Origin of the sequence: Thauera sp. 28 (genome assembly GCF_000310145.2) — a bacterium.
GTDB classification, from domain to species: Bacteria; Pseudomonadota; Gammaproteobacteria; order Burkholderiales; family Rhodocyclaceae; genus Thauera; species Thauera mechernichensis.
Genome location: NZ_AMXA01000005.1, coordinates 91,122 through 112,069 on the forward strand (window position 1 = coordinate 91,122; position 20,948 = coordinate 112,069).

The window sequence follows — 20,948 nt, forward strand, 5'->3', positions numbered from 1 at the left end:
TTCGTCAAGCTTGTTTGTTTTCAGCCAGGCGCAAGCGGATGCGGACCTCTGCACCGCCGCCCTCGAGGTTGCTCAGGCGCACGTCGCCGCCATGCTCATCGACGATCTTCTTCACGATCGCCAGACCCAGTCCGGTGCCACGCGACTTGGTCGTGAAGTAGGGCTCGAAGGCGCGGGCGAGCACTTCAGCCGGAAAGCCGGGCCCGCTGTCACGGAACAGCAGCACAACCCGTTCGCCGTCACGGCGCGTCAGCACACGCACCTCGCCATCATCAACGCCCGTCACCGCGTCCTGCGCATTCTGCAGCATATTGTGGATCACCTGCCTTAGCTGGGTGCTGTCACCCATGACCGGCGGCAGACCGGTGGCGAGTTCGGTGCGCACACGCACGGCGGAGCTTTCGTACAGGTGCAGCACCTCCCGGATCAGCGCATTCAGATCGACCGCCGCCAGCTTCGGCGCAGGCAGGCGCGCATAGTCGCGGAAGGCATTGACCAGGTTCTTCATCGCCTCGACCTGGTTGACAATGGTCGTCGTTGCGCGCTCGAGCATCTCTCGCCCGCTATCGTCCAGGCGGTCCGCCAGCTTGAAGGCAAGGCGCTCGGCGGAGAGCTGGATCGGCGTCAGCGGGTTCTTGATCTCGTGCGCGAGTCGGCGCGCCACCTCGGCCCAGGCGGCGGTGCGTTGCGCCGCAACCAGGCTGGAGATGTCGTCGAAGACGACGACCAACCCGCCGCCGCCGACCGCAGGCAGACGCGAGCCGTGGATCAGCAGGCTGAGCGGCGAGCTGTCCTTCACCGGCAGGTCGATCTGGGTCTGCCAGTCACCCTCGTTGTTGGCGAAGCCCTCGACCAAGGTGTCACGGAAGAGGTCGAGGCGAGGCCAGTCCTCCAACGCGAGATCCTCGAACCCGGCAAGGTCGTCGGCCAGGATCTGCAGCGCACCATGGTTGGCCGCACGCAGTTGGCCGTCCACCGAGAAGGCAAGCACACCGGTGGACAGGTGGGCCAGCACGCTCTCGAGGTAAGCGCGGGCGGCTTCGACCTCGGCACGGCTACGCTCGGCCGCGCCGCGTGCGTCCTGCAGTTGCCGCGTCATGCGGTTGAAGGACTGCGTCAGCACGCCCAGTTCGTCGTTGGCCGGCAGGGCCTGGCGCGGGCTGAAGTCGCCTTGTGCCACCGCCTGTGTGCCCTCGGCCAGGATGAGCAGAGGCGCCGCCAGCCGGCGGGCGATGAAGAAGGCGACCGCGAGTGCGGTCAGCAGTGCGAGCAGCAGCGTGAGGCTGAGCGTGATGGTGTAGATGCGCTTGAGCCCGCTGCGCCCGAGGGTGAGCTGCTGATAGTCACGATAGGCCTCCTGGACAGCCTCGGCGCTGCGCCCGAATGACTCCGGTACCGGTTGAAGGAGCATCAGCAGATTGGGCTCACCCGCCAGCGTGCGCAGCGGGATGGGGGTGACGACGCGAATCACCAGACGTCCGTCGGGGCGACTGTCGACACTCTGGAAATGGCGCGACTGGCGGGCCTGGCGCAGTTCGGCGACCGACGGCAGGTCTGGGATGAGGCCATGACTCTGGTCGGCCGCCGTCGCCACCACCTGGCCATTGGCGCTGATGATGGTTGCGCTGCTGATGCCGCTCTGCTCGCGCAGGCGGTTGAGCAGGGCGGCCGACCCTGCTCCTGCGCTGGCAACCTCGAGTTCGAGCACCATGTCGTCAGCCTTGTCGCGCACCTGGCTGACGAGGTAGTCGAAGGCGCTCTGGCCCAACGCAATGCCACCCTCCAGCGCCGAATCGACGCGTACGTCGAACCACGACTCGATGCTGCGTACGACGAACTGCAAGGACACGCCATACACGAGCACGCCGGGCACCACGCCCATGAGCGCAAACATCAGCACCAGGCGCATCTTGAGCCGCGAGCCGAACTCCCGGCGGCGGTACTCGCGCCACAGCTGGCGCAGCTGAATGCCGACGAGGGCAGCCATCGCAACGACCACCGCGCCGTTGAGCGCAAGCAGGAACGGATAGCTGCCTGCAAAGAGCTCGGTATTCGCGCTCGCCGAGGCCAGCAGGAACAAGGAGATTCCGGCAAGGGCAGCAACGATGACGAGATAGGCGCGTTTCATTGGAACCCCGGCGCTCCGGGCAGGAAGGTCCAGCGCAACCAGTCGGTGCCCAGGCTCCAGTCACGGCTGCCGATCGCGGTCACCTGGAAGGGCTTGGGCAGCTGGCTGGTGTCGAGTCGAAAACGCAGTGAGGCTTGGTGAGACTGCCCCGCTTCGAGGGTGTCGAAGTCGGCGACCTGCCAGTTGCGCACACGCTGCATGGTCATCACCGCCGCCTCGAGGCTGTCGAAGCTCTGGTGGAAGCTGCCGATCGACAACCGGTAGCTGCGCGTAATGGCGTGGTAGTGCAGCCGGTAATCCAGACTGCGATCGACCACGACCTGATTGAGCCAGTACCAGCGCGGGCGCTCGATGAGCAGCTGAGTGGTGAAGTACAGCGACACGCCACGCGAAACGGCATCGACGAGTCGAGGGTTGAGCTCGATGTCGATATCGGCGTTGAGGACATAGCCCGAATCGCCACGCACGATCTCTGCGTTGCGGATCTCGCTCGAGTCCGCATGCGCGAACACGACGATGACGCTAAGCAGGGCAAATACGATCGTACGCAGCAGGCGTTCAGGCCTGCTTGCGAAGGAGCGCGTAGTAGAAGCCGTCATGTTCGGCATTGGGCAACAGCTTCAGGTCGGGCTCCCCGCAAACCGGGACACGTTCGGCATCGGCATGCAGGGCGCAGAAACGGGCGATCTGCCCGGCGTTCTCTTCATCGAAAACCGAGCAGGTGACGTAGAGCATTGTGCCACCCGGGGCCAGCGTCTGCCAAAGCGCATCGAGGATCTCCGCTTGCTGTGCGGCGAACTGCGCGATGTCGGTCTCCCGGCGCAGCCACTTGATGTCGGGATGCCTGCGCGCAACGCCGGACGCGGAACATGGCACATCGGCCAGGATACGATCGAAGGGGCGTCCATCCCACCAGCGCTCGACACGCCGGCAATCGGCAACCTGTACGCGGGCAGTCAGGCCCAGCCGCGCCAGATTGCTGTCGACACGCTGTGCACGCAGCGAGTCGAGCTCGAGCGCAAGCAGCTCGACGTCAGCGCACTCCAGCAGATGCGCCGTCTTCCCGCCGGGGGCCGCGCAGGCATCCAGCACCCGCTCGCCCGCAAGCGGCGCAAGCAGCCGTGCCGCCCACTGTGCGCCCGCATCCTGCACCGAAAGCAGGCCGTCGGAGAACCCGGGCAGGCGGCCTACGGGCACGGGGCGATCGAGCAGGAGCGCATCGTTATCGAGCCGGCGTACGACCAGCCCGGCGCCCTCGAGCCCTGCCAGCACAGCGTCGATCGTCGTCCTGCGCGTATTCACACGGATGGCCATGGGCGGACGCTGGTTGCCGGCTGCAAGCGCCGCCTCCCAACTCTCACCGGCCGAGGCACGCAGGCGGGCGATCCACCAGCGCGGAAAACCGAGCCGGGCCTCCTCATCGGCCTCGGCCCAGGACTCCCACTGATCACGCTGACGGAGGGCGTTGCGCAACACGCCGTTGACCATGTTCTTGAGCCCGGGCATCAACTCGTGTGCGGCCTGGACCGCCTGATCGACGACGGTGTGCGCCTGCTCGGGCCGCTGGCGCAGACGTGTGAGCGCAACCAGCAGCAGGCCATGGATGGCCGGCGCAGGTGGCGTGTGCAGGAGACGATCGAGCACGACGCCGCTACGGCGAAAATCACGCAGCGTGGACCAGGCCAAGTCGCGCACCGCGCCCCGGGTTGCATCCGGCCACCCCGGATGGGTGGCAAGCATGTGCTCGAACGCTTCGGTAAGGTTGCCGCCACCAAGCACTGCGCCAACAAGCTCGGCTGCACGCGCCAAGGCCATGGCAAGGCTGTCATCGGCAAGGGTGGTCCGAACGGTGGCGGAAGCGTCTTGAGGCGGTCTGCGATTGCGCGCGCCCGGCGCGGAGGAGCGCGAAGGGCGCTGATTTCTGGACGGAGAGGTCACGATCTGGAATACGGGAGTGGACGCGGGACACGCGCCCCATGGCTCAGGCCAGCAAGGCGCGCAGGTGATTGGGCAGGGCAAACTGGGCCCGATAGACAGCCCCGTTCAGATGCTGGAGCCGGCTGATGCCGCGCGTGGCAATCACGCGCTCGACCTCTTCCTCGCTCAAGCTCAGCGGATCGAGGGTATCGGAGGCACAGGCCAGGCCCCACAGGCTGCCGTAAAGCGGAATGTACAGGAAATAGGGGCGCACGCAGGCAAACACGGCACGCAGACGCTCGATCAACAGGCGCACCCGCTCCGGCTGGAAGACCGGCGTGCCGATATGCAAGCTCAGGGCACCCCCGGGCGTGAGCAGCTCACGACAGGCGCGGAAGAAGGCCTCGGAATAGAGCGCCTCGGCAGGACCGACCGGATCCGTCAGATCGAGCACCACGATGTCGTAGCGATCGCCGGCTGCAGGCGCGTCCTCGAGCACGTACTTCATGCCGTCGCCAATACGGATATCGACACGCGGATCGTCCAGGGCGCCGTGGTGAACGGCCTGGAGATGGCGACGGGAGATGTCGATCACCTTGGCGTCGAGTTCGGCAATCACAACCTTGTCGATCGACGGGTACTTGAGCAATTCTTCTGCCGAGCCGCCGTCCCCGCCACCGATGACGAGGGCTCGACGCAAGCCCGCGTGAGCGAGCCCCGGCACATGGATCAGGTTCTCGTGGTAGTAGAACTCATCGCGCTCCGAAGTCATGAAGCAGCCATCGAGGCGGAACAGGCGCCCAAACCGGGGCGTGTCCCAGACTTCGTAGGACTGCCACTCCGAATGGCCTCGCTCGAGCAGCCGGCCTGCCTTCAGAAAATAGCCGGCGTCGTCGCACAGAAACTCAGGAATGAGCTCCGGCGGCCACCCTTCCACATGCACGCTCACGAGGTGACACCCTGCTCGAGACGACCGCGGACCACCTCGTGGCTGACGATTTCCTCAGGCGCGAGCGCATCGATCACGGCAGCGAACACCTGGCGAGCGCGACCGCTGTTGTCACGCGAAAAATTGCACACGTATACATCGAGTGTCACATCGCCAGTTTCCGGCCAGGTATGGATGGCAAGGTGCGACTCCGCGAGCACGACGGTACCGGTCACCCCGGCAGCGTCGCCCTGCTCGTCCAGAAACTGATAGAAATAGGCGCCCAGCGGTGTCAGGCCCGCATTACGGCAGCCTTCCACGCACAAGGCCTCAAGCTCGGCGCGTTCGGTCAGCAATCCAGCAGAAGATCTGCAGCGGTAGATGTCAGCGATGAGATGCAGTCCGTTCATGTCCTCGGTCTTGTTGTACAGGTGACTGAAGCTGAGGATTTTATCATGCGGGGCTAAGGTAATATTTTTGCAAATATTCCCAGCGCTCTGGCGTGCCCTCGCCCACCCCGCCCCTGGCTGCCTCAGGGTGCACGCATGTTCCACGTGAAACACAGCGAGGCTCAGCGCAGGAAGGTGTCGTAGGCCAGGCGTGCGATCAGCACCGTAACCACGGCCAGGAACATCTTCCTCACGAACACGACGCCGTGCTTCAGGGCCATACGCGACCCAAGCAAGGCCCCCGCAAGGTTGCACACCGCCATCACTGCGGCCAGTTTCCACAGCAGCTCGACATTACCCACGAAGAAGGAGATCGCCGCTGCATTGGTGGCGACATTGAGAATCTTGGCGGTAACGGATGCCCGCAGAAAATCCATGCCCAGGAAGCGGATGAACAGGAAGATCAGAAAGCTCCCCGTTCCAGGACCAAAGAAGCCGTCGTAGAAGCCGATCACAGCGCCAATCGTCGCTGCAAGCAGCGCCGAACGGGCACCATGAGCGGGCTCCGCCGAGACCGCACCAAGATCCTTGCGGATGAAGGTGTAGGCGGCTACGGCGACGAGCAGCACGAGGATGAGCGGGCGCAGGATCGCCGGATCCAGGTAGGCAACCGCCTTGGCGCCGTACCACGACCCGACCAACGCGGCGGCAGCGCCAGGCAGCGCGACCCGCCAGGGTATGCTCACACGGCGCCCGTACTGGATCGCAGCGCTTGTCGTACCGACGATGCTGGCAAGTTTGTTGGTACCGAACAGGGTTGCCGGCGCCGCGTTGGGCAGCGCCGTGAACAGCGCAGGCAGCTGAATCAGCCCGCCGCCACCCACGACGGAATCCACGAATCCGGCGAACAATGCGGCAAGCCCCAGGGCCAGGAAGAGGAATTCGATTTCCATCGGGACGTTTCACGTGAAACATCCGCAGCGGCTCGTACCGATGCGGACGGGCAATCCGGGGAACCCTACTTGCCGATACAGAAGCGCGAGAAGATCTCGCCCAGCAGATCATCTGCGCCGAACTCGCCCGTGATCTCACCCAGGCGCTCCTGCGCAAGGCGCAGCTCTTCCGCAAACAACTCGAGCGCTGCAAGCTGCTCACCCGCCGCGCACACGTGCCCGAGCGCCATGCGCAAGGCCTGGAGGTGGCGCTCGCGCGCGAGCACGACATCCTCTCCATGCGCGTGCCAGCCCGCGACCCGCAGCAACTCGGCGCGCAGCAGATCGACGCCCTCGCCCGTTCGCGCCGAAACGCGGACCGTGACCTGCCCCGCCTGCTCCTCACGGCCAGCAGCCGCCGACACCAGGTCGATCTTGTTAACCACCGTGATGCGCTCAACCCCGCCAGGCAAGCGGCCAGCGAGCTCATCGTCTCCAGTCGCCGACACGCTGGCATCGACAAGACGCACGATCACGTCCGCACGCTCGATCTCCCGCCAGGTACGCTCGATGCCCAGACGCTCGACCGTATCGGCCGTGTCACGCAAGCCTGCAGTGTCGATGACGTGGAGCGGGATACCCTCGATCTGAATGGTCTCGCGCAGCGCATCACGGGTCGTACCGGCGATGTCGGTGACAATCGCACGCTCCTCACCCGCGAGCTGGTTGAGCAGGCTCGACTTGCCGACGTTCGGTGCACCGACGAGCACGACATTCAGCCCGCTGCGCAGCAATGCGCCCTGCCCCGCACGATCGAGCAGCGCTTCGAGCTCGCCACGAATACCCTCGAGCCGCGGCATTGCGCGCGCACGCTCGAGAAACTCGATCTCTTCCTCGGGAAAATCCAGCGTCGCCTCGACCAGCATGCGCAGATCGACCAGACGATCGACGATACGATGCACTTCTTCCGAGAAGCGCCCGGACAGCGAGCGGACCGCAGAACGCGCCGCCGCCGCAGTCGACGCCTCGATCAGGTCCGCCACCCCCTCCGCTTGGGCGAGGTCCAGCTTGCCGTTCAGGAAGGCCCTGCGGGTGAACTCCCCCGGCTCGGCAAGACGTGCACCCAGCCCCAGGCAGCGCTCAAGCAGCAGCTGCATGACCACCGGGCCACCATGGCCCTGCAGTTCGAGAACGTCCTCGCCAGTGAACGAGGCAGGAGCGGGGAAGTAGAGCAGGATACCCTCGTCGATCGGCCGACCTTCGCCATCGACAAAGCGGGAAAACTGCGCCAGCCGGGGTTGCGGCTGGCGACCGCACAAGGCCTGCGCAAACCCCAGCAGGCCGGAGCCCGAGACACGAACGACGCCGATGCCACCGCGGCCCGGCGCCGTCGCGACTGCGGCGATGGTGTCAGGCGCTCTTGGCGGCAGCCTTTCCACTCTCGATCATCCGCGTGACCTGCCACTGCTGGGCGATCGACAACAGGTTGTTCACAACCCAGTACAGCACCAGGCCGGACGGGAACCACATGAACATGAAGGTGAAGATGATCGGCATCGCCATCATCACCTTGGCCTGGATCGGGTCCGGCGGCGTCGGGTTGAGCTTCATCTGGACCAGCATGGACGCGCCCATGATGATCGGCAGGATGAAGTACGGATCCTTCGACGACAGATCGGTGATCCAGCCCAGCCAGGGTGCGTGCCGCATCTCGACGCTGCCCAGCAACACCCAGTAGAGCGCGATGAACACCGGGATCTGAACCAGGATCGGCAGGCAACCGCCAAGCGGGTTGATCTTCTCGGTGCGGTAGAGATTCATCATCTCCTGCTGCATCTTGGCCTTGTCGTTACCGTACAGCTCCTTCATGCGCTGCAGGCGCGGACCGAGCACGCGCATCTTCGCCATCGACTTGTAGCTGGCTGCCGACAGCGGGAAGAACACCAGCTTGATCGCCACCGTGACCAGGATGATCGCCCAGCCCCAGTTGCCGGTCAGGCTATGGAACCACGACAGCACCCAGAACAGCGGCGCCGCGATCACCGTCAGCCAGCCGTAGTCCACCACCAGGTCGAGCCCGGGGGCGATGCTCTCGAGCTTGTCCTGCTCCTGCGGCCCGGAATACAGACGCGAACCGATCGTCGCCGTGGCGCCCGGCTCGATGCTGGCCACCGGTACGATGAGGCCCGCCGAGTACAGACCGCCACCGATCGAACGCGCGAAGTACTCGCGCTGTACGCCCTGCTCGGGCAACCAGGCGCTAACGAAGTAATGCTGCACCATCGCCACCCAGCCATCGGCAGTGGCCGCCGGCAACTTGGCCTTGCCGCTGGCGATGTCGTCGAAGTCCACCTTCTGGAACTTGCCGAGGTCGGTGTAGAAAGCCGGCCCGGTGAAGGTATGCACGCCAAAGGCCTCGACCTGCTCGGCCGGATTGCCGTCGCGGGTGAGCTGGAAATACGCATGCGGCGAGATCGGCTGACCACTCTCGTTGACGATCTCGTAGGCCACGTCGATCAGGTAGCTACCGCGATGGAAGGTCATCACCTTGGTGACCTGCACGCCGTTCTGCTCGGGCGCGCGCAGTCGCAGTTCGACGCGGTCTTCGCCATCCTTGAGCACCAGTTCGCTCGCAGGCAGCTCGAACATCGTGCGATGGTTGGGCAGGCCGTCACCGATCAGGCCTGCCTGCGCTGCGTACTGGTGGCGCGAGCCATCGTCGAGCAGCACGAAGCTGTCTTCGCTCTTCGCGCTCGCGCGATGCTGCTTGAGCTCGAGGCGAACGATGGCGCCACCCTGCGCGGAGACCTGCGCACGCAGCAAGTCGGTCTCGACCACCGTGCGGGCAACCGCCGCCGCGGCAGCCGTAGCCTGCTGCTCGCCAGGCACAGCCGCCTGCCCGACACCGAGGTTTGCCGAGGGCGTCGGCACCGAACCGTCCGTCGGCGCGGCCGCGCCTGCGGCGGCCTGCTGCACCGTGGGTGCGGGCTGGTTATGCTTGATCCAGCCATCCCACAGCATGACGAGGGCGAAGGAGAAAACCAGGAAGAGGAGTAGGCGGCGTTGATCCATCGGAATCGGTCTGTCTCAGGTCAGGGAACGGGATCATACCCGCCCGGATTGAAGGGGTGACAGCGTCCCACCCGCCGTGCGGCCAGCCAGCCGCCGCGCAGCGCGCCGTGACGCTGGATCGCCTCGATCGCGTACTCGGAACAAGTGGGATGAAAACGGCAATTGCGCCCCAGCATCGGGCTGATCGCATAGCGGTAGAAGCGCAGCAGGGCGATCATCAGGGTCTTCATTGCCGGGGCAGCCTTTGCAGCAGAGCGAGCAGGTCAAGGTTCAGTTCCGCACGGGTGGCCTTGGCCACCGGCGCATGCAGCCTGACGACGAGATCCATCGCAGGCAGACCTTCACGATGACGCCTGAAGGTTTCGCGCGCAATACGCTTGACCAGGTTGCGCACATTGGCACGCTTGGCCAGCTTCTTGGCGACCACCACGCCGAGGCGGGCCGTGTCGAGCTCACTGGGCCGGTAGTGGAGCATGTAGAAGCGGCCGCGCAACGCCCGCCGAAAAGCAAAAACGGATGAATACTCATCCGTTTTGTGCAATCTGTGAGCGCTGCGGAAACCCTGGTCAGCGCCCGTGGGCAACGTCACCTCAGACGGCGAGGCGATGACGGCCCTTGGCACGACGTGCGCGGATGACCGCACGGCCGCCACGGGTCTTCATGCGGACCAGGAAGCCGTGGGTGCGCTTGCGACGGACGACGGAGGGCTGATAAGTGCGTTTCATGATCGGACTGCCAGTGTTAGGTCAAACGCGAGAGTTAAATGGATAATCCCATGTTTGTCAATAAGAATTTTTGACCCAGCCTGTGGATAAGTCGCTCTTGCGGGTTTAGAATACAGCTCTTCGCGTGCCTCCGGGTAGCCTCAGCACCCGGGCCCAACAATGCCGCCGCAAGAGCGCAAGCTGGCACGACACCCCGCCCACGCCGCCTTCCGGCACCGCAAACCCGCGGTACGGTACCGGTATTTTCGTCTTCAACTGCAAGCTCGCCATTACCCATCGCGCCTCCGTGACTCAAGATCTCTGGTCCTTCTGCCTGTTGCGCCTTGAACAGGAGCTGCCCCAGCAGCAATTCAACACCTGGATCAAGACCCTGCGGGCCGAACTTGGTGACGGCAGCGCATGGACGCTGATTGCGCCCAACCGCTTCGTGCTGCAGTGGGTGCGCGAGCGCTACCTGCGCCGCATCCAGGAACTGGGCGAAGAGCATGCGGGGGTCCCGGTCCAGATCGAACTCCAGCTCCCGCCGGCAGGCAGCGCCCCGGCCAAGCGCAGCCCGTCGACAAGCCCCGCAGCCAGCGTCGCAACGCCTCCGGCCGGCGCTATCCAGGCCAGCGCAGACACCACGGCAAGCACGCCAGCAGCCGAACCGGCGCCCATCGACAATACGGCGTCCGACACCGCAACGGCCGTGCGCCGCCGCAGCGTCGCGAGCGCGACCGGCACCCGCGACGCCGAGCCCGCCAGCGGCCTCGAACTGGCCTACGACAAGACCCGGCTCAACCCGGACTTCACCTTCGACACCCTGGTCACCGGCCGCGCCAACGACCTCGCCCGCGCCGCCGCCATGCAGGTGTCGCAGAACCCGGGCACGTCCTACAACCCGCTGTTTGTTTACGGCGGCGTCGGCCTCGGCAAGACCCACCTCGTACACGCCATCGGCAACGCGGTGTTCCGTCACAACCCGCGCGCGGTCATCCGCTACGTGCACGTCGAGGACTACTACGCCGACGTGGTGCGCGCCTATCAGCAGAAGAGCTTCGACGCCTTCAAGCGCTACTACCGCTCGCTCGACATGCTGATCATCGACGACATCCAGTTCTTCAACAACAAGAACCGGACTCAGGAAGAGTTCTTCCACGCCTTCAACGCCCTCACCGAAGCGCGCAAGCAGATCGTCATCACCTGCGACACCTACCCCAAGGACATCCAGGGCCTGGAAGACCGCCTCATTTCCCGCTTCGACTGGGGTCTGACCGTGCAGATCGAGCCGCCCGAGCTGGAGATGCGCGTCGCCATTCTCAAGAAAAAGGCCGAGGCGCTGCGCGTGCTGGTCGACGATGACGTCGCCTTCCTGATCGCCAAGAACCTGCGCTCCAACGTGCGCGAGCTCGAGGGCGCGCTCAACAAGGTGGTCGCCTACGCCCGCTTCCACGGCCGCCAGATCGGCCTGGAGGTCGCCAAGGAGGCGCTCAAGGACCTGCTGCACGCGCACAACCGTCAGTTGTCGATCGAGCACATCCAGAAGACCGTCGCCGACTACTACAAGATCAAGGTCGCCGACATGCACTCCAAGAAGCGCACGCGCGTGATCGCACGCCCGCGCCAGGTGGCGATGTGGCTGGCCAAGGAGCTCACGCCGATGTCGCTGCCGGCCATCGGCGAAGCCTTCGGCGGCCGCGACCACACCACCGTGCTGCACGCCTGCCGCACCATCACCGAGCTTCGCCTCGGCGACGCTCAGCTCAACCACGACGTTCACGTGCTCACCCAGGTCCTGCGGGGCTGAGCACACACCCGACACCTCCGATCAACCCAACGACCTGATCTGACGCCATGCTCCTGCTCACCACCACCCGCGATGCGCTCCTGGCCCCGCTGCAGTCGGTTGCCGGCATCGTCGAGAAGCGCCACACGCTGCCGATCCTGTCCAACGTGCTGATCGAGAAGCACGGCGACCAGCTCACCATGCTCGCCACCGACATCGAGATCCAGATCCGCACCACCACCGGCGGCCACATCGGCGGCGAAGACGCCGCGATCACCGTCGGCGCACGCAAGCTGCAGGACATCCTGCGCGCCCTGCCCGACTCCGCCGAAGTCAGCCTCACCCTCGACGACAAGCGGCTCACCGTCAAGGCCGGGCGCAGCCGCTTCCAGCTGCAGACCCTGCCCGCCGCCGACTACCCCAGCCTGACCCCGCCCACCGACGCCGCCGCGCGCCTGTCGATCAGCCAGCGCGCATTCAAGCGCCAGCTCGCCCAGGTCTCGTACGCCATGGCGCAGCAGGACATCCGCTACTACCTCAACGGCCTGCTCATCATTGCCGACGGCGGCGAACTGCGCATGGTTGCCACCGACGGCCACCGTCTCGCCTACGCCGCGTCCGACCTCGACGCGCCGCTCGGTTCTGAACACGCGCAGCGCTACGAAGCCATCCTGCCGCGCAAGACCGTGCTCGAACTCGCCCGCCAGCTCGCCGACAACGACGACCCGCTCGAGATCGTGCTCGCCGGCAACCAGGCCGTCTTCCGCTTCGGCCCCATCGAACTCGTCACCAAGCTCATCGACGGCAAGTTCCCCGACTACGAGCGCGTCATCCCGCAGGCCCACCCCAAGCTCATCAGCTTCGCCCGCCAGCCCCTGCTCGGGGCCCTGCAGCGTGCAGCCATCCTCACCAACGAGAAGTTCCGCGGCGTGCGCATGGTGCTCGAAGACGGCATCCTCAAGATCGTCTCCACCAACGCCGAGCAGGAAGAGGCCATGGACGAGCTCGAGATCGACTACCAGGGTGACAAGCTCGACATCGGCTTCAACGTCACCTACCTGCTCGACGTGCTCAACAACCTCTCGTCCGAGACCGTGGACTGGCGCTTCAACGACGGCAACTCCAGCGCCCTGATCACCCTCCCGGGCAACGACAAGTTCAAGTACGTCGTAATGCCAATGCGCATCTGACCCCCTTGTAGGAGCGGCGCCAGCCGCGAGCCTTTGTGCGCCAGGCCCAGACAACCCACGGACCACCGCAGCAAGCTCGCAGCCCGCGCCGCCCCTACAGGCACCCGCAACACCTTGCGCCACGCTCCACCGCAGCACCCCGTTCTTTACGAATCACCGAGATGACCATGTCCGAACCGCAAAACATGCCGGCCCCGCAAGCGGGCAACGACTACGACGAATCCAGCATCCAGCAGCTCGAAGGGCTGGAGGCCGTGCGCAAGCGCCCCGGCATGTACATCGGCGACACCTCCGACGGCACCGGCCTGCACCACATGGTGTTCGAAGTCGTCGACAACTCCATCGACGAGGCCCTGGCCGGCCACTGCGACGACATCGTCATCACCATCCACGCCGACAACTCGATCTCGGTCACCGACAACGGCCGCGGCATCCCGGTCGGCGTCAAGATGGACGACAAGCACGAACCGAAGCGCAGCGCAGCCGAGATCGTCATGTGCGTGCTGCACGCCGGCGGCAAGTTCAACCAGAACAGCTACAAGGTGTCCGGCGGCCTGCACGGCGTGGGCGTGTCCTGCGTCAACGCGCTGTCGAAGTGGATGCACGTTACCGTGGCGCGCGACGGCAAGCGCCACCTGCTCGAATTCGAGCGCGGCAAGCCGCAGAACCGCGTCATCGAGCTCGTCGACGGCGTCGAGGTCAGCCCGGCGCGCGTCATCGGCGAGACCACCAAGCGCGGCACCAAGGTGCACTACCTCGCCGACGACGAGATCTTCGGCACCGTCGAGTACCACTACGACATCCTCGCCAAGCGCCTGCGCGAGCTCTCCTTCCTCAACAACGGCGTCAAGATCCGCCTCATCGACCAGCGCACCGGCAAGGAAGAGGACTTCGCCTTCGCCGGCGGCGTGAAGGGCTTCGTCGAGTACATCAACCGCGCCAAGACGGTGCTGCACCCCAACGTGTTCTACGCCACCGGCACCACCCGCATCCCCACCGGCCAGGGCCACGAAGCCGAACTCTCGGTCGAAGTCGCCATGCAGTGGAACGACAGCTACCAGGAACAGGTGCTGTGCTACACCAACAACATCCCGCAGGCCGACGGCGGCACCCACCTCACCGGCCTGCGCGCGGCGATGACGCGCGTCATCAACAAGTACATCGAAGAAAACGAGATCGCCAAGAAAGCCAAGGTCGACATCACCGGTGACGACATGCGCGAAGGCCTGGCCTGCGTGCTGTCGGTCAAGATGCCCGACCCCAAGTTCGCCAGCCAGACCAAGATGAAGCTGGTGTCGTCGGAAGCCCGCCCGGCGGTGGAAGAAGTCGTCGCCAGCAAGCTCGGCGACTTCCTGCTCGAAAACCCGATCGACGCCAAGACCATCTGCAACAAGATCGTCGAGGCCGCGCGCGCGCGCGACGCCGCCCGCAAGGCGCGCGAGATGACGCGCCGCAAGGGCGTGCTCGACGGCGTCGGCCTGCCCGGCAAGCTCGCCGACTGCCAGGAGAAGGACCCCGCGCTGTGCGAGCTCTACCTCGTCGAGGGCGACTCCGCAGGCGGTTCGGCCAAGCAAGGCCGCGATCGCAAGTTCCAGGCCATCCTGCCGCTCAAGGGCAAGATCCTCAACGTCGAAAAGGCGCGCTTCGACAAGCTGCTGCAGAGCCAGGAGATCGCCACCCTGATCACCGCGCTGGGCACCAGCATCGGCAAGGACGACTACAAGCCCGAGAAGCTGCGCTACCACCGCATCATCCTGATGACCGACGCCGACGTCGACGGCGCCCACATCCGCACCCTGCTGCTCACCTTCTTCTACCGCCAGATGCCCGAGCTGGTCGAGCGCGGCCACATCTACATCGCCCAGCCGCCGCTGTACAAGATCAAGCACGGCAAGAGCGAGATGTACATCAAGGACGACAACGAGCTGTCGAACCACCTGCTGCGCCTCGCCCTCGACGGCGCGGTGCTCGTACCGCGTGAAGGTGCGGAAGCCATCGGCGACGAGGCCCTCGGTGGCCTGGCACGCACCTACCTGCTCGCCGAAGCTGTCACCCGCCGCCTGGCCAGCTACATCGACCCCGAAGTGCTGCAGGTCATGCTGGCGCACGACATCGAGGTCAGCCTCGACGACGAGGCCGCCGCCCGCGCCTCGGCCGAACGCATCCAGCCCCACCTGCCCGAAGGCCTGCAGATCTACGCCGAGTACCACGACGAATCCGAAGCCTGGCGTCTCACCATCGAGCGCCTGCACCACGGCAACCGCAAGTTCGGCTGGGTCGAGCACGACTTCCTGGTCTCCGGCGACTACCGCGCCATCCGCAACGCCGCCGAAGCCATCAGCGGCCTCATCGGCCCCGGCGCCGAGATCCGCCGCGGCGAAAAGCGCCAGACCGTCAGCCGCTTCGCCGACGCCATCAAGTGGATGCTCGCCGACGTCGAGCGCGGCATCAGCAAGCAGCGCTACAAAGGCCTGGGCGAGATGAACCCCGAGCAGCTGTGGGAAACCACCATGGACCCCGCCGTGCGCCGCCTGCTGCGCGTGCAGATCGACGACGCGATTGCCGCGGACGAGATCTTCACCACGCTGATGGGGGATAACGTGGAGCCGCGGAGGGCGTTCATCGAGGGCAATGCGCTGTATGCGCAGAATATTGATGTGTGATCGTTTGTAGCAGCGACCATAAACTGGCAAATGGCTAGCCAATTATTGGCAGACGGCCAGGAAGGGCGGGCGAATCCGATGGGTTCCCCGCCCTTTTTCCCACTCATACCCATTGTGAGCAGATGACTCATAATCCCTTGGTGCCGATTTCGACTCTCGGGGCGCCCGCCAGAACTGAAACAGCCAACCTTTCGGGGTTGGCTGTTTCGTTGGTTTCACCGTGTCGCCACTGTCGACAGCGTCACCTCCTGCTTAATTAAGAAACCGATTTACTTCCTTGAAGACAATTTCGAATTGTTCGAGCGACTTAGTGACTTCGGGGCTGTCACCATCCAACATTTCTGGGTGGCGCAGCAAGAATTCTGCCGGTAGATAGTGCCCAAATTCAGGGAAATCAGCCGGAAGTGTCTTGCAGAAGGCCTCAACCTGCTTCACGAGTCGAGGGCTTCCATTCGCGGCTGCCACTGCCTTCTCAGTAGTGAGAGCATGACTTCCATCCAGGCCGATAGCCCTGCCAACCAAGTTGCAGTAGAAAGCGGCATCGAAGAAGTCCTCGACATCACTTTCCGATTTCCCGGTAAAGTCGGTCGCGGTGAGTACACGCCCTGACTGCAGAATCTGACTTTGGCGTAGGCGCTCAACCTTGGCCTTGTCGCCGGAACCGTAGTCACATAGGACGGCGATATTCAAGTTATTTCCACTGAAGAGGGATGCGAAGGACGTGACCTTGTCCAGCCCTCCGGTTGGACAAATAGTCCATCGATTGTCCAAACCAATCCGCCCCCTCGACTGCAATGCCCTCGAAAGCACTTGTAGGTAGACGACGTCCGAAGGGCCTTCCACCAGTAGGCAATGCTTACCGACGAACAAGGACTGGGTAATCTCATAGCCAAGATGGGCTTGCAGTGGAAACAAAGTATCTTTGTCCACCGAGAGCACGTCAGCCGACACTTTTGTCCCCTTTACCAATGGCCGCCTAGGATCGCGGTAATCGACGACATCCTCAACCACCCGCACATCAGCAAGGCGCTGCGCTGGGACCATAAAGGGTGAATGAGTCGTGTAAATGACTTGGTGCTCAGGAAGAATTCGGCTTTCGATGTAGCGCAGCAAATCTGACTGTGCTTTGCCGTGTAACGTAAGTCCTGGCTCATCCAACAGGATGATGGCTTTGCCCGTATTCTTCTTGAGTTGCTTAAACTGAGACAAGAAGGAGAAGAACCAGACAAAACCAGCACTACGCTCCGACAAGGGCACAGAGGCACGGTGATGTTTGTTCTCGATTCGGACTTTTGCAACTGTGCCGCTATTGAAGGGAGCGGGATCTTCCGCCCTGCCTTGGTTTAGTTCGATCTTTACCGACAGCGCCTCATTCTGACTCCAGAACTCGAAAATCTCATCGGTGATGTCGTTGGAGGCACCTTCGCATTGCGCGACCAAATCTTCATATTTGGTCGCGTCTCGCAATTCCTCGATCGTGGTTCCCGCATATTCCAGGAAATCCAAGAAAATCCGATCACCGATGCTGACGCTGTTGTTTTGCTTATCAGATGCCAGCTTGTTGAGCGAAACCTCCCCCGACATCCGTTCGAAGTGGGATGTGTAGAACAACTGGGGCTTGCGCTTCGCTAGAAGGTCTATCGCAGCGCGAACTGCAGACCCATCACGAAACTTGGTCAGTGCCTGCAAGAGCGCCTCTTGCGCAGCCGATCTTTCTTGCTGCTCTTTCAGGATAGTCAGGGCATCTTGGGATTTTTCCGCACTACGGAGGATCCCCTTGTCCTTGCTGGTTAATCCATGCCTTGCTTCAAGATTGGCAAGGCACTTCTTCTCGTCGAGCGGCACAAGCCAGGTCGTCCCCTTGCGCCCTATGTAGCTGGTGATTTCTATTTCTCTTCTGTTGAGTACACCATCACCAAGCAATTCTTCAAGGTCTGCAATATCAGCATCGTCGAGCTGCCACCATGTTCTTGCCACAGGAGACTCACCATTCCTATGGCGCTCGTCAAACTTGCTCAGGTATCGACGGGGATAGTCGCGAGTGCGGTCATAGGAAAAATCGTCAATCGGGTCAAGACCATGAATCGCCTTGAGGATAGCTGTCTTCCCTGCCTCGTTTTTACCAACGAGACAAGTCATGTCACCAATTTCGAATACTCCGCTGTCTTCAACAGACCGGAAGTTAGTCACCTGCACTTTCGCTAGTTTCATATTCGCCCCTTAATCCGATTCAAAATTCTGTATCCGCCCGCTCATGACAGTCCCTACGCACCAGCGAAAAGAGCTGCACTTCCGGCCGAGGCCAACAGTCTCGACACGCTCGCATCAAACGCCCGCTTGAAATCGGGGTCCGACGCGTACCGCTTGTAGAGGTCCAGTTCCCGCCGCCGCTCCACGCTGATCGCCTGTTGGATCAGGCGCTCCAGCGCCAGCTGCCGGTTCTGGTTGTCGGGGTTGTCTTCGACCTGCGCCTTGTAGTCGGCATGCTTCATCACATGCTTGGCGATGTTGATGAATTTCACCCGCTGCTCTTCCGGCGTGGCCTCCCAGCCCGCGAAGTGGCGCTCGTTGAAGGCGCGGACGATCTCGTCGAGTGGGTCTTTGTCACCGTCGCCGAAGTGGCCGCCACGGACGTTCGGGTTCTGGGGATCCAGCTCCGTTTCCGAAGCGTCCAGCCCGATCTTCGCCTCGAGGCGTGACCTTTCCAGCCCATACGTGGAAAGATCAACGCTGTTCAGCAGTTCATCCAGCTTGTCCTGATCCGGGTCCTTCACCTTCAGCTTCGGGATCAGGAATTTCAGGAACCAGTGCAGCATTTCCCAGTTCGCGTTGTTGAACGGGATGATGGCAGCCACCTGGGCGTAGATCTTCACGAACTGCTTGGCCTTGATCTTGAAGTCGATGCGCTGCTCGTCGTCGAGGTCGGTCTCGAAGCGGGCCACGACGGTATCGATGATCGGGTGCAGTTCCTCCGCTTCCGCGCTGGCGAAGAATTTCTCATTGAAGGCCAACACCTCCGACCAGTCGTGGATGCCGAAGCCGTCCAGCGCGTCCTTGAGATCGTGCAGCACGTTCACGTCGGTCGGTTCGCTGAGGCTGGTCGCCGTGTAGAACGGGTCGAACGCGGCCTTGATGTCGTCCACCGTGTTGTAGAAGTCGAGCACGAAGGTGTCGGTCTTGCCCAGCTTCCAGTTACAGCGGTTCAGCCTTGAAAGCGCCTGCACCGCCAGCACCCCCTGCAGCTTCTTGTCCACGTACATGGTGTGCAGCATCGGCTCGTCGAAGCCGGTCAGGTACTTGTTGGCGACGACCAGAATCCGGTAATCGTCCTTCTCGAACGCCTCCGGCAGGTCACGCGCGGGAATACCGTTGAGCCCGTCCTCGGTGTACTTGATGCCATCGACAGTCTTGTCTCCCGAGAAGGCCACCAGTGCCTTGAACGGCGCATTCGCCTCCTGGAGGGCAGCGCGGATTGCAAAGAAGTAACGGACGGCGCACTCGATGTTGCGCGTGACGACCATCGCTTTCGCCTTGCCCTTGAGCTTCTTGGCCTGCCAGATCTTGCTGATGAAGTGATCGACCATGATCCTGGCCTTCACGTCGATGGTCCGGGGGCTGGCCTCGACGAACGCCTTGAGCTTCTTCTGCGCCTTCGCGGTATCGAACAGCGGGTTCTCCTCGACCGACTTCTGAACCTCGTAGTAGCTCTTGTAGGTCGTGTACTTCTCCAGCACATCGAGGATGAATTTCTCCTCGATGGCCTGCTTCATGGAGTACAGGTGGAAGGGGTAGAACTTCCCGTCCGCGCCTTGCCGCCCGAACTTCTCGAGCGTGGCCGGCTTCGGCGTGGCGGTGAAGGCGAAGTAGCTGGCGTTCTTGCTCATCTTGCGCGCCGTCATGGCCGCAAGAATCTGGTCCTGCACATCGACCGGCTCTTCGTCCCCGCTGCCGGTGAGGGTCTCATTCACCTTGTCGGCCGCAATACCCGACTGGGAGGAATGCGCCTCGTCGATGATGACCGCGAAGCTGCGGTCGGACAGCTGGCCGATGCCGTCCACGATGAAGGGAAACTTCTGAACGGTCGTGATGACGATCTTCTTGCCCGCCTCCAGGTTGTACTGCAACTCCGCAGCGCTCTCGCAATGCGCCACGATGTTCCTGGTCTCGGAGAAGAGCTTGATGTTGTCCTTGAGCTGTTTGTCCAGCACCCTGCGATCCGTCACCACAACCACGGAATCGAACACGTTGGCCGTGCCTGCCGGGTCGTACAGCTCCACCAGTTGGTAGGCCAGCCAGGTGATCGAATTGGACTTGCCAGAGCCTGCGGAATGCTGGATCAGGTAGGTCTGGCCGACGCCATGCTGTCTGGCGTCAGTAAGGATGCCGCGCACCACGTCCAGTTGGTGATAGCGCGGGAAGAACAGTGCCTTGCGCTCCTTGCCGGTCTTCTTGTCCTTCTCGACAGTGAACTTGGCGAACTGCTCGATGATGTTCGTGAGACTGCGGCGCGGCAGGATGTCTTCCCAGAGGTAGGCCGTCCTGTGGCCTTTCGGGTTGACCGGGTTGCCCTTGCCGAAGTTGAAGCCCTTGTTGAACGGCAGAAAATTGCTGTCATTTCCGGCCAGCTGGGCACACATGTAGGCCTCGTCCGGGTCGACCGCGAAGTGGACCAGACAACGGCCAAACTCGAACAGCGGCTCACGCGGGTCGCGGTCGCTGCGGTACTGCCTGATCGCGTGATGAACGTTCTGGCCGGTCCAGGGGTTCTTCAGCTCCAGCGTGGCAATCGCCAAGCCATTGACGAAGAGCACCATGTCCACCGACTTGAAGGTGTCGCTGCTTCCCAGGCCCTGGCTGTAATGCACCTGCCGGGTGACGCTGAAGATGTTGGCCGCAAAGTTGGCGACGACTTCCGGGTTCAGGTCGTTGTAGGGCAGCCGGTAGAGCAGATCGAAGTGGGCATCATCGATGTCCAGCCCCTTCTTCAGGAGGGCCAGCACGCTGTCCTTCTTGATCTTCTTGTTCAGCCGCTCCAGCAGCAGGCGCTGCCAGTTCGGGCGATCCTTCAGCTTCGCCAGTTCCTTGGGCTGGGTGGCTTCGAGGAATTGCCAGAAGAGTTTGCCGTCGATGGCAAACTCCCTGTTGAAGTCAGCCGGATTGCCGATGCAGTAGCCGTCCTTGGCGAGGGCGTTTTCGATGTGCGTTTCGAGCGCTTTTTCGTTTGTTCGGCTGACCATGT

Annotated in this window: 16 protein-coding genes; 3 read left to right on the forward strand and 13 right to left on the reverse strand. The window is 63.2% G+C overall.

Going from position 1 to position 20,948, the window contains the following annotated elements; all coding sequences use genetic code 11:
- Positions 1 to 4 precede the first annotated feature (4 nt).
- The 11 genes from C662_RS06080 to rpmH form a co-directional block, all read right to left on the reverse strand.
- Entirely contained in the window at positions 5 to 2,128 is a 2,124-nt protein-coding gene (locus tag C662_RS06080; RefSeq protein WP_002926159.1) for a sensor histidine kinase, read from the reverse strand.
- Entirely contained in the window at positions 2,125 to 2,736 is a 612-nt protein-coding gene (locus C662_RS06085; RefSeq protein ID WP_002926160.1) for a DUF4390 domain-containing protein, read from the reverse strand. Before C662_RS06085 ends, C662_RS06080 begins: the two co-directional genes overlap by 4 nt.
- Complete coding sequence (rsmB, locus tag C662_RS06090) at positions 2,687 to 3,943, reverse strand: 16S rRNA (cytosine(967)-C(5))-methyltransferase RsmB (RefSeq protein WP_002926161.1); 1,257 nt, start codon at positions 3,941 to 3,943, stop codon at positions 2,687 to 2,689. The genes C662_RS06085 and rsmB overlap by 50 nt, the downstream gene beginning before the upstream one ends.
- Positions 3,944 to 4,109: 166 nt before the next feature.
- The gene (gene speE / locus C662_RS06095) at positions 4,110 to 4,994 is read right to left on the reverse strand and encodes a polyamine aminopropyltransferase (protein ID WP_002926162.1); all 885 of its coding nucleotides are present in this window, start codon (positions 4,992 to 4,994) and stop codon (positions 4,110 to 4,112) included.
- Complete coding sequence (locus C662_RS06100) at positions 4,991 to 5,383, reverse strand: S-adenosylmethionine decarboxylase family protein (protein WP_002926163.1); 393 nt, start codon at positions 5,381 to 5,383, stop codon at positions 4,991 to 4,993. Before C662_RS06100 ends, speE begins: the two co-directional genes overlap by 4 nt.
- Before the next feature lie 161 nt (positions 5,384 to 5,544).
- Positions 5,545 to 6,315: a sulfite exporter TauE/SafE family protein gene (locus C662_RS06105; protein ID WP_002926164.1), complete on the reverse strand. Its 771-nt coding sequence runs from the start codon at positions 6,313 to 6,315 to the stop codon at positions 5,545 to 5,547.
- 65 nt (positions 6,316 to 6,380) lie between these two features.
- Positions 6,381 to 7,733, reverse strand: a complete 1,353-nt coding sequence (gene mnmE, locus C662_RS06110; protein ID WP_002926165.1) for a tRNA uridine-5-carboxymethylaminomethyl(34) synthesis GTPase MnmE — start codon at positions 7,731 to 7,733, stop codon at positions 6,381 to 6,383.
- Entirely contained in the window at positions 7,705 to 9,366 is a 1,662-nt protein-coding gene (gene yidC / locus C662_RS06115; RefSeq protein WP_002926167.1) for a membrane protein insertase YidC, read from the reverse strand. Before yidC ends, mnmE begins: the two co-directional genes overlap by 29 nt.
- 20 nt (positions 9,367 to 9,386) lie before the next feature.
- Complete coding sequence (gene yidD, locus C662_RS06120; protein WP_002926168.1) at positions 9,387 to 9,596, reverse strand: membrane protein insertion efficiency factor YidD; 210 nt, start codon at positions 9,594 to 9,596, stop codon at positions 9,387 to 9,389.
- Positions 9,593 to 10,018, reverse strand: a complete 426-nt coding sequence (gene rnpA / locus C662_RS06125; RefSeq protein ID WP_443080821.1) for a ribonuclease P protein component — start codon at positions 10,016 to 10,018, stop codon at positions 9,593 to 9,595. The genes yidD and rnpA overlap by 4 nt, the downstream gene beginning before the upstream one ends.
- Entirely contained in the window at positions 9,957 to 10,091 is a 135-nt protein-coding gene (rpmH, locus tag C662_RS06130) for a 50S ribosomal protein L34 (RefSeq protein WP_002926183.1), read from the reverse strand. Before rpmH ends, rnpA begins: the two co-directional genes overlap by 62 nt.
- A gap of 286 nt (positions 10,092 to 10,377) precedes the next feature.
- Here rpmH and dnaA point away from each other — a divergent pair, with 286 nt between their 5' ends.
- From dnaA to gyrB, 3 genes are all read left to right on the forward strand, one after another.
- Positions 10,378 to 11,877, forward strand: a complete 1,500-nt coding sequence (gene dnaA, locus C662_RS06135; RefSeq protein ID WP_083485743.1) for a chromosomal replication initiator protein DnaA — start codon at positions 10,378 to 10,380, stop codon at positions 11,875 to 11,877.
- Positions 11,878 to 11,924: 47 nt separating this feature from the next.
- Positions 11,925 to 13,046: a DNA polymerase III subunit beta gene (dnaN, locus tag C662_RS06140; protein WP_002926186.1), complete on the forward strand. Its 1,122-nt coding sequence runs from the start codon at positions 11,925 to 11,927 to the stop codon at positions 13,044 to 13,046.
- A 167-nt stretch (positions 13,047 to 13,213) separates the two neighbouring features.
- The gene (gene gyrB, locus C662_RS06145; protein ID WP_002926188.1) at positions 13,214 to 15,709 is read left to right on the forward strand and encodes a DNA topoisomerase (ATP-hydrolyzing) subunit B; all 2,496 of its coding nucleotides are present in this window, start codon (positions 13,214 to 13,216) and stop codon (positions 15,707 to 15,709) included.
- A gap of 252 nt (positions 15,710 to 15,961) precedes the next feature.
- Here the strand turns inward: gyrB and C662_RS06150 are convergent, their stop codons facing one another.
- Both C662_RS06150 and C662_RS06155 read right to left on the reverse strand, forming a co-directional pair.
- Positions 15,962 to 17,920: an ATP-dependent nuclease gene (locus C662_RS06150; RefSeq protein ID WP_002926190.1), complete on the reverse strand. Its 1,959-nt coding sequence runs from the start codon at positions 17,918 to 17,920 to the stop codon at positions 15,962 to 15,964.
- Between the two features lie 53 nt (positions 17,921 to 17,973).
- Positions 17,974 to 20,946, reverse strand: coding sequence for a type I restriction endonuclease subunit R (locus C662_RS06155; protein WP_002926192.1), 2,973 nt, complete (start codon positions 20,944 to 20,946; stop codon positions 17,974 to 17,976).
- Positions 20,947 to 20,948: the final 2 nt, after the last annotated feature.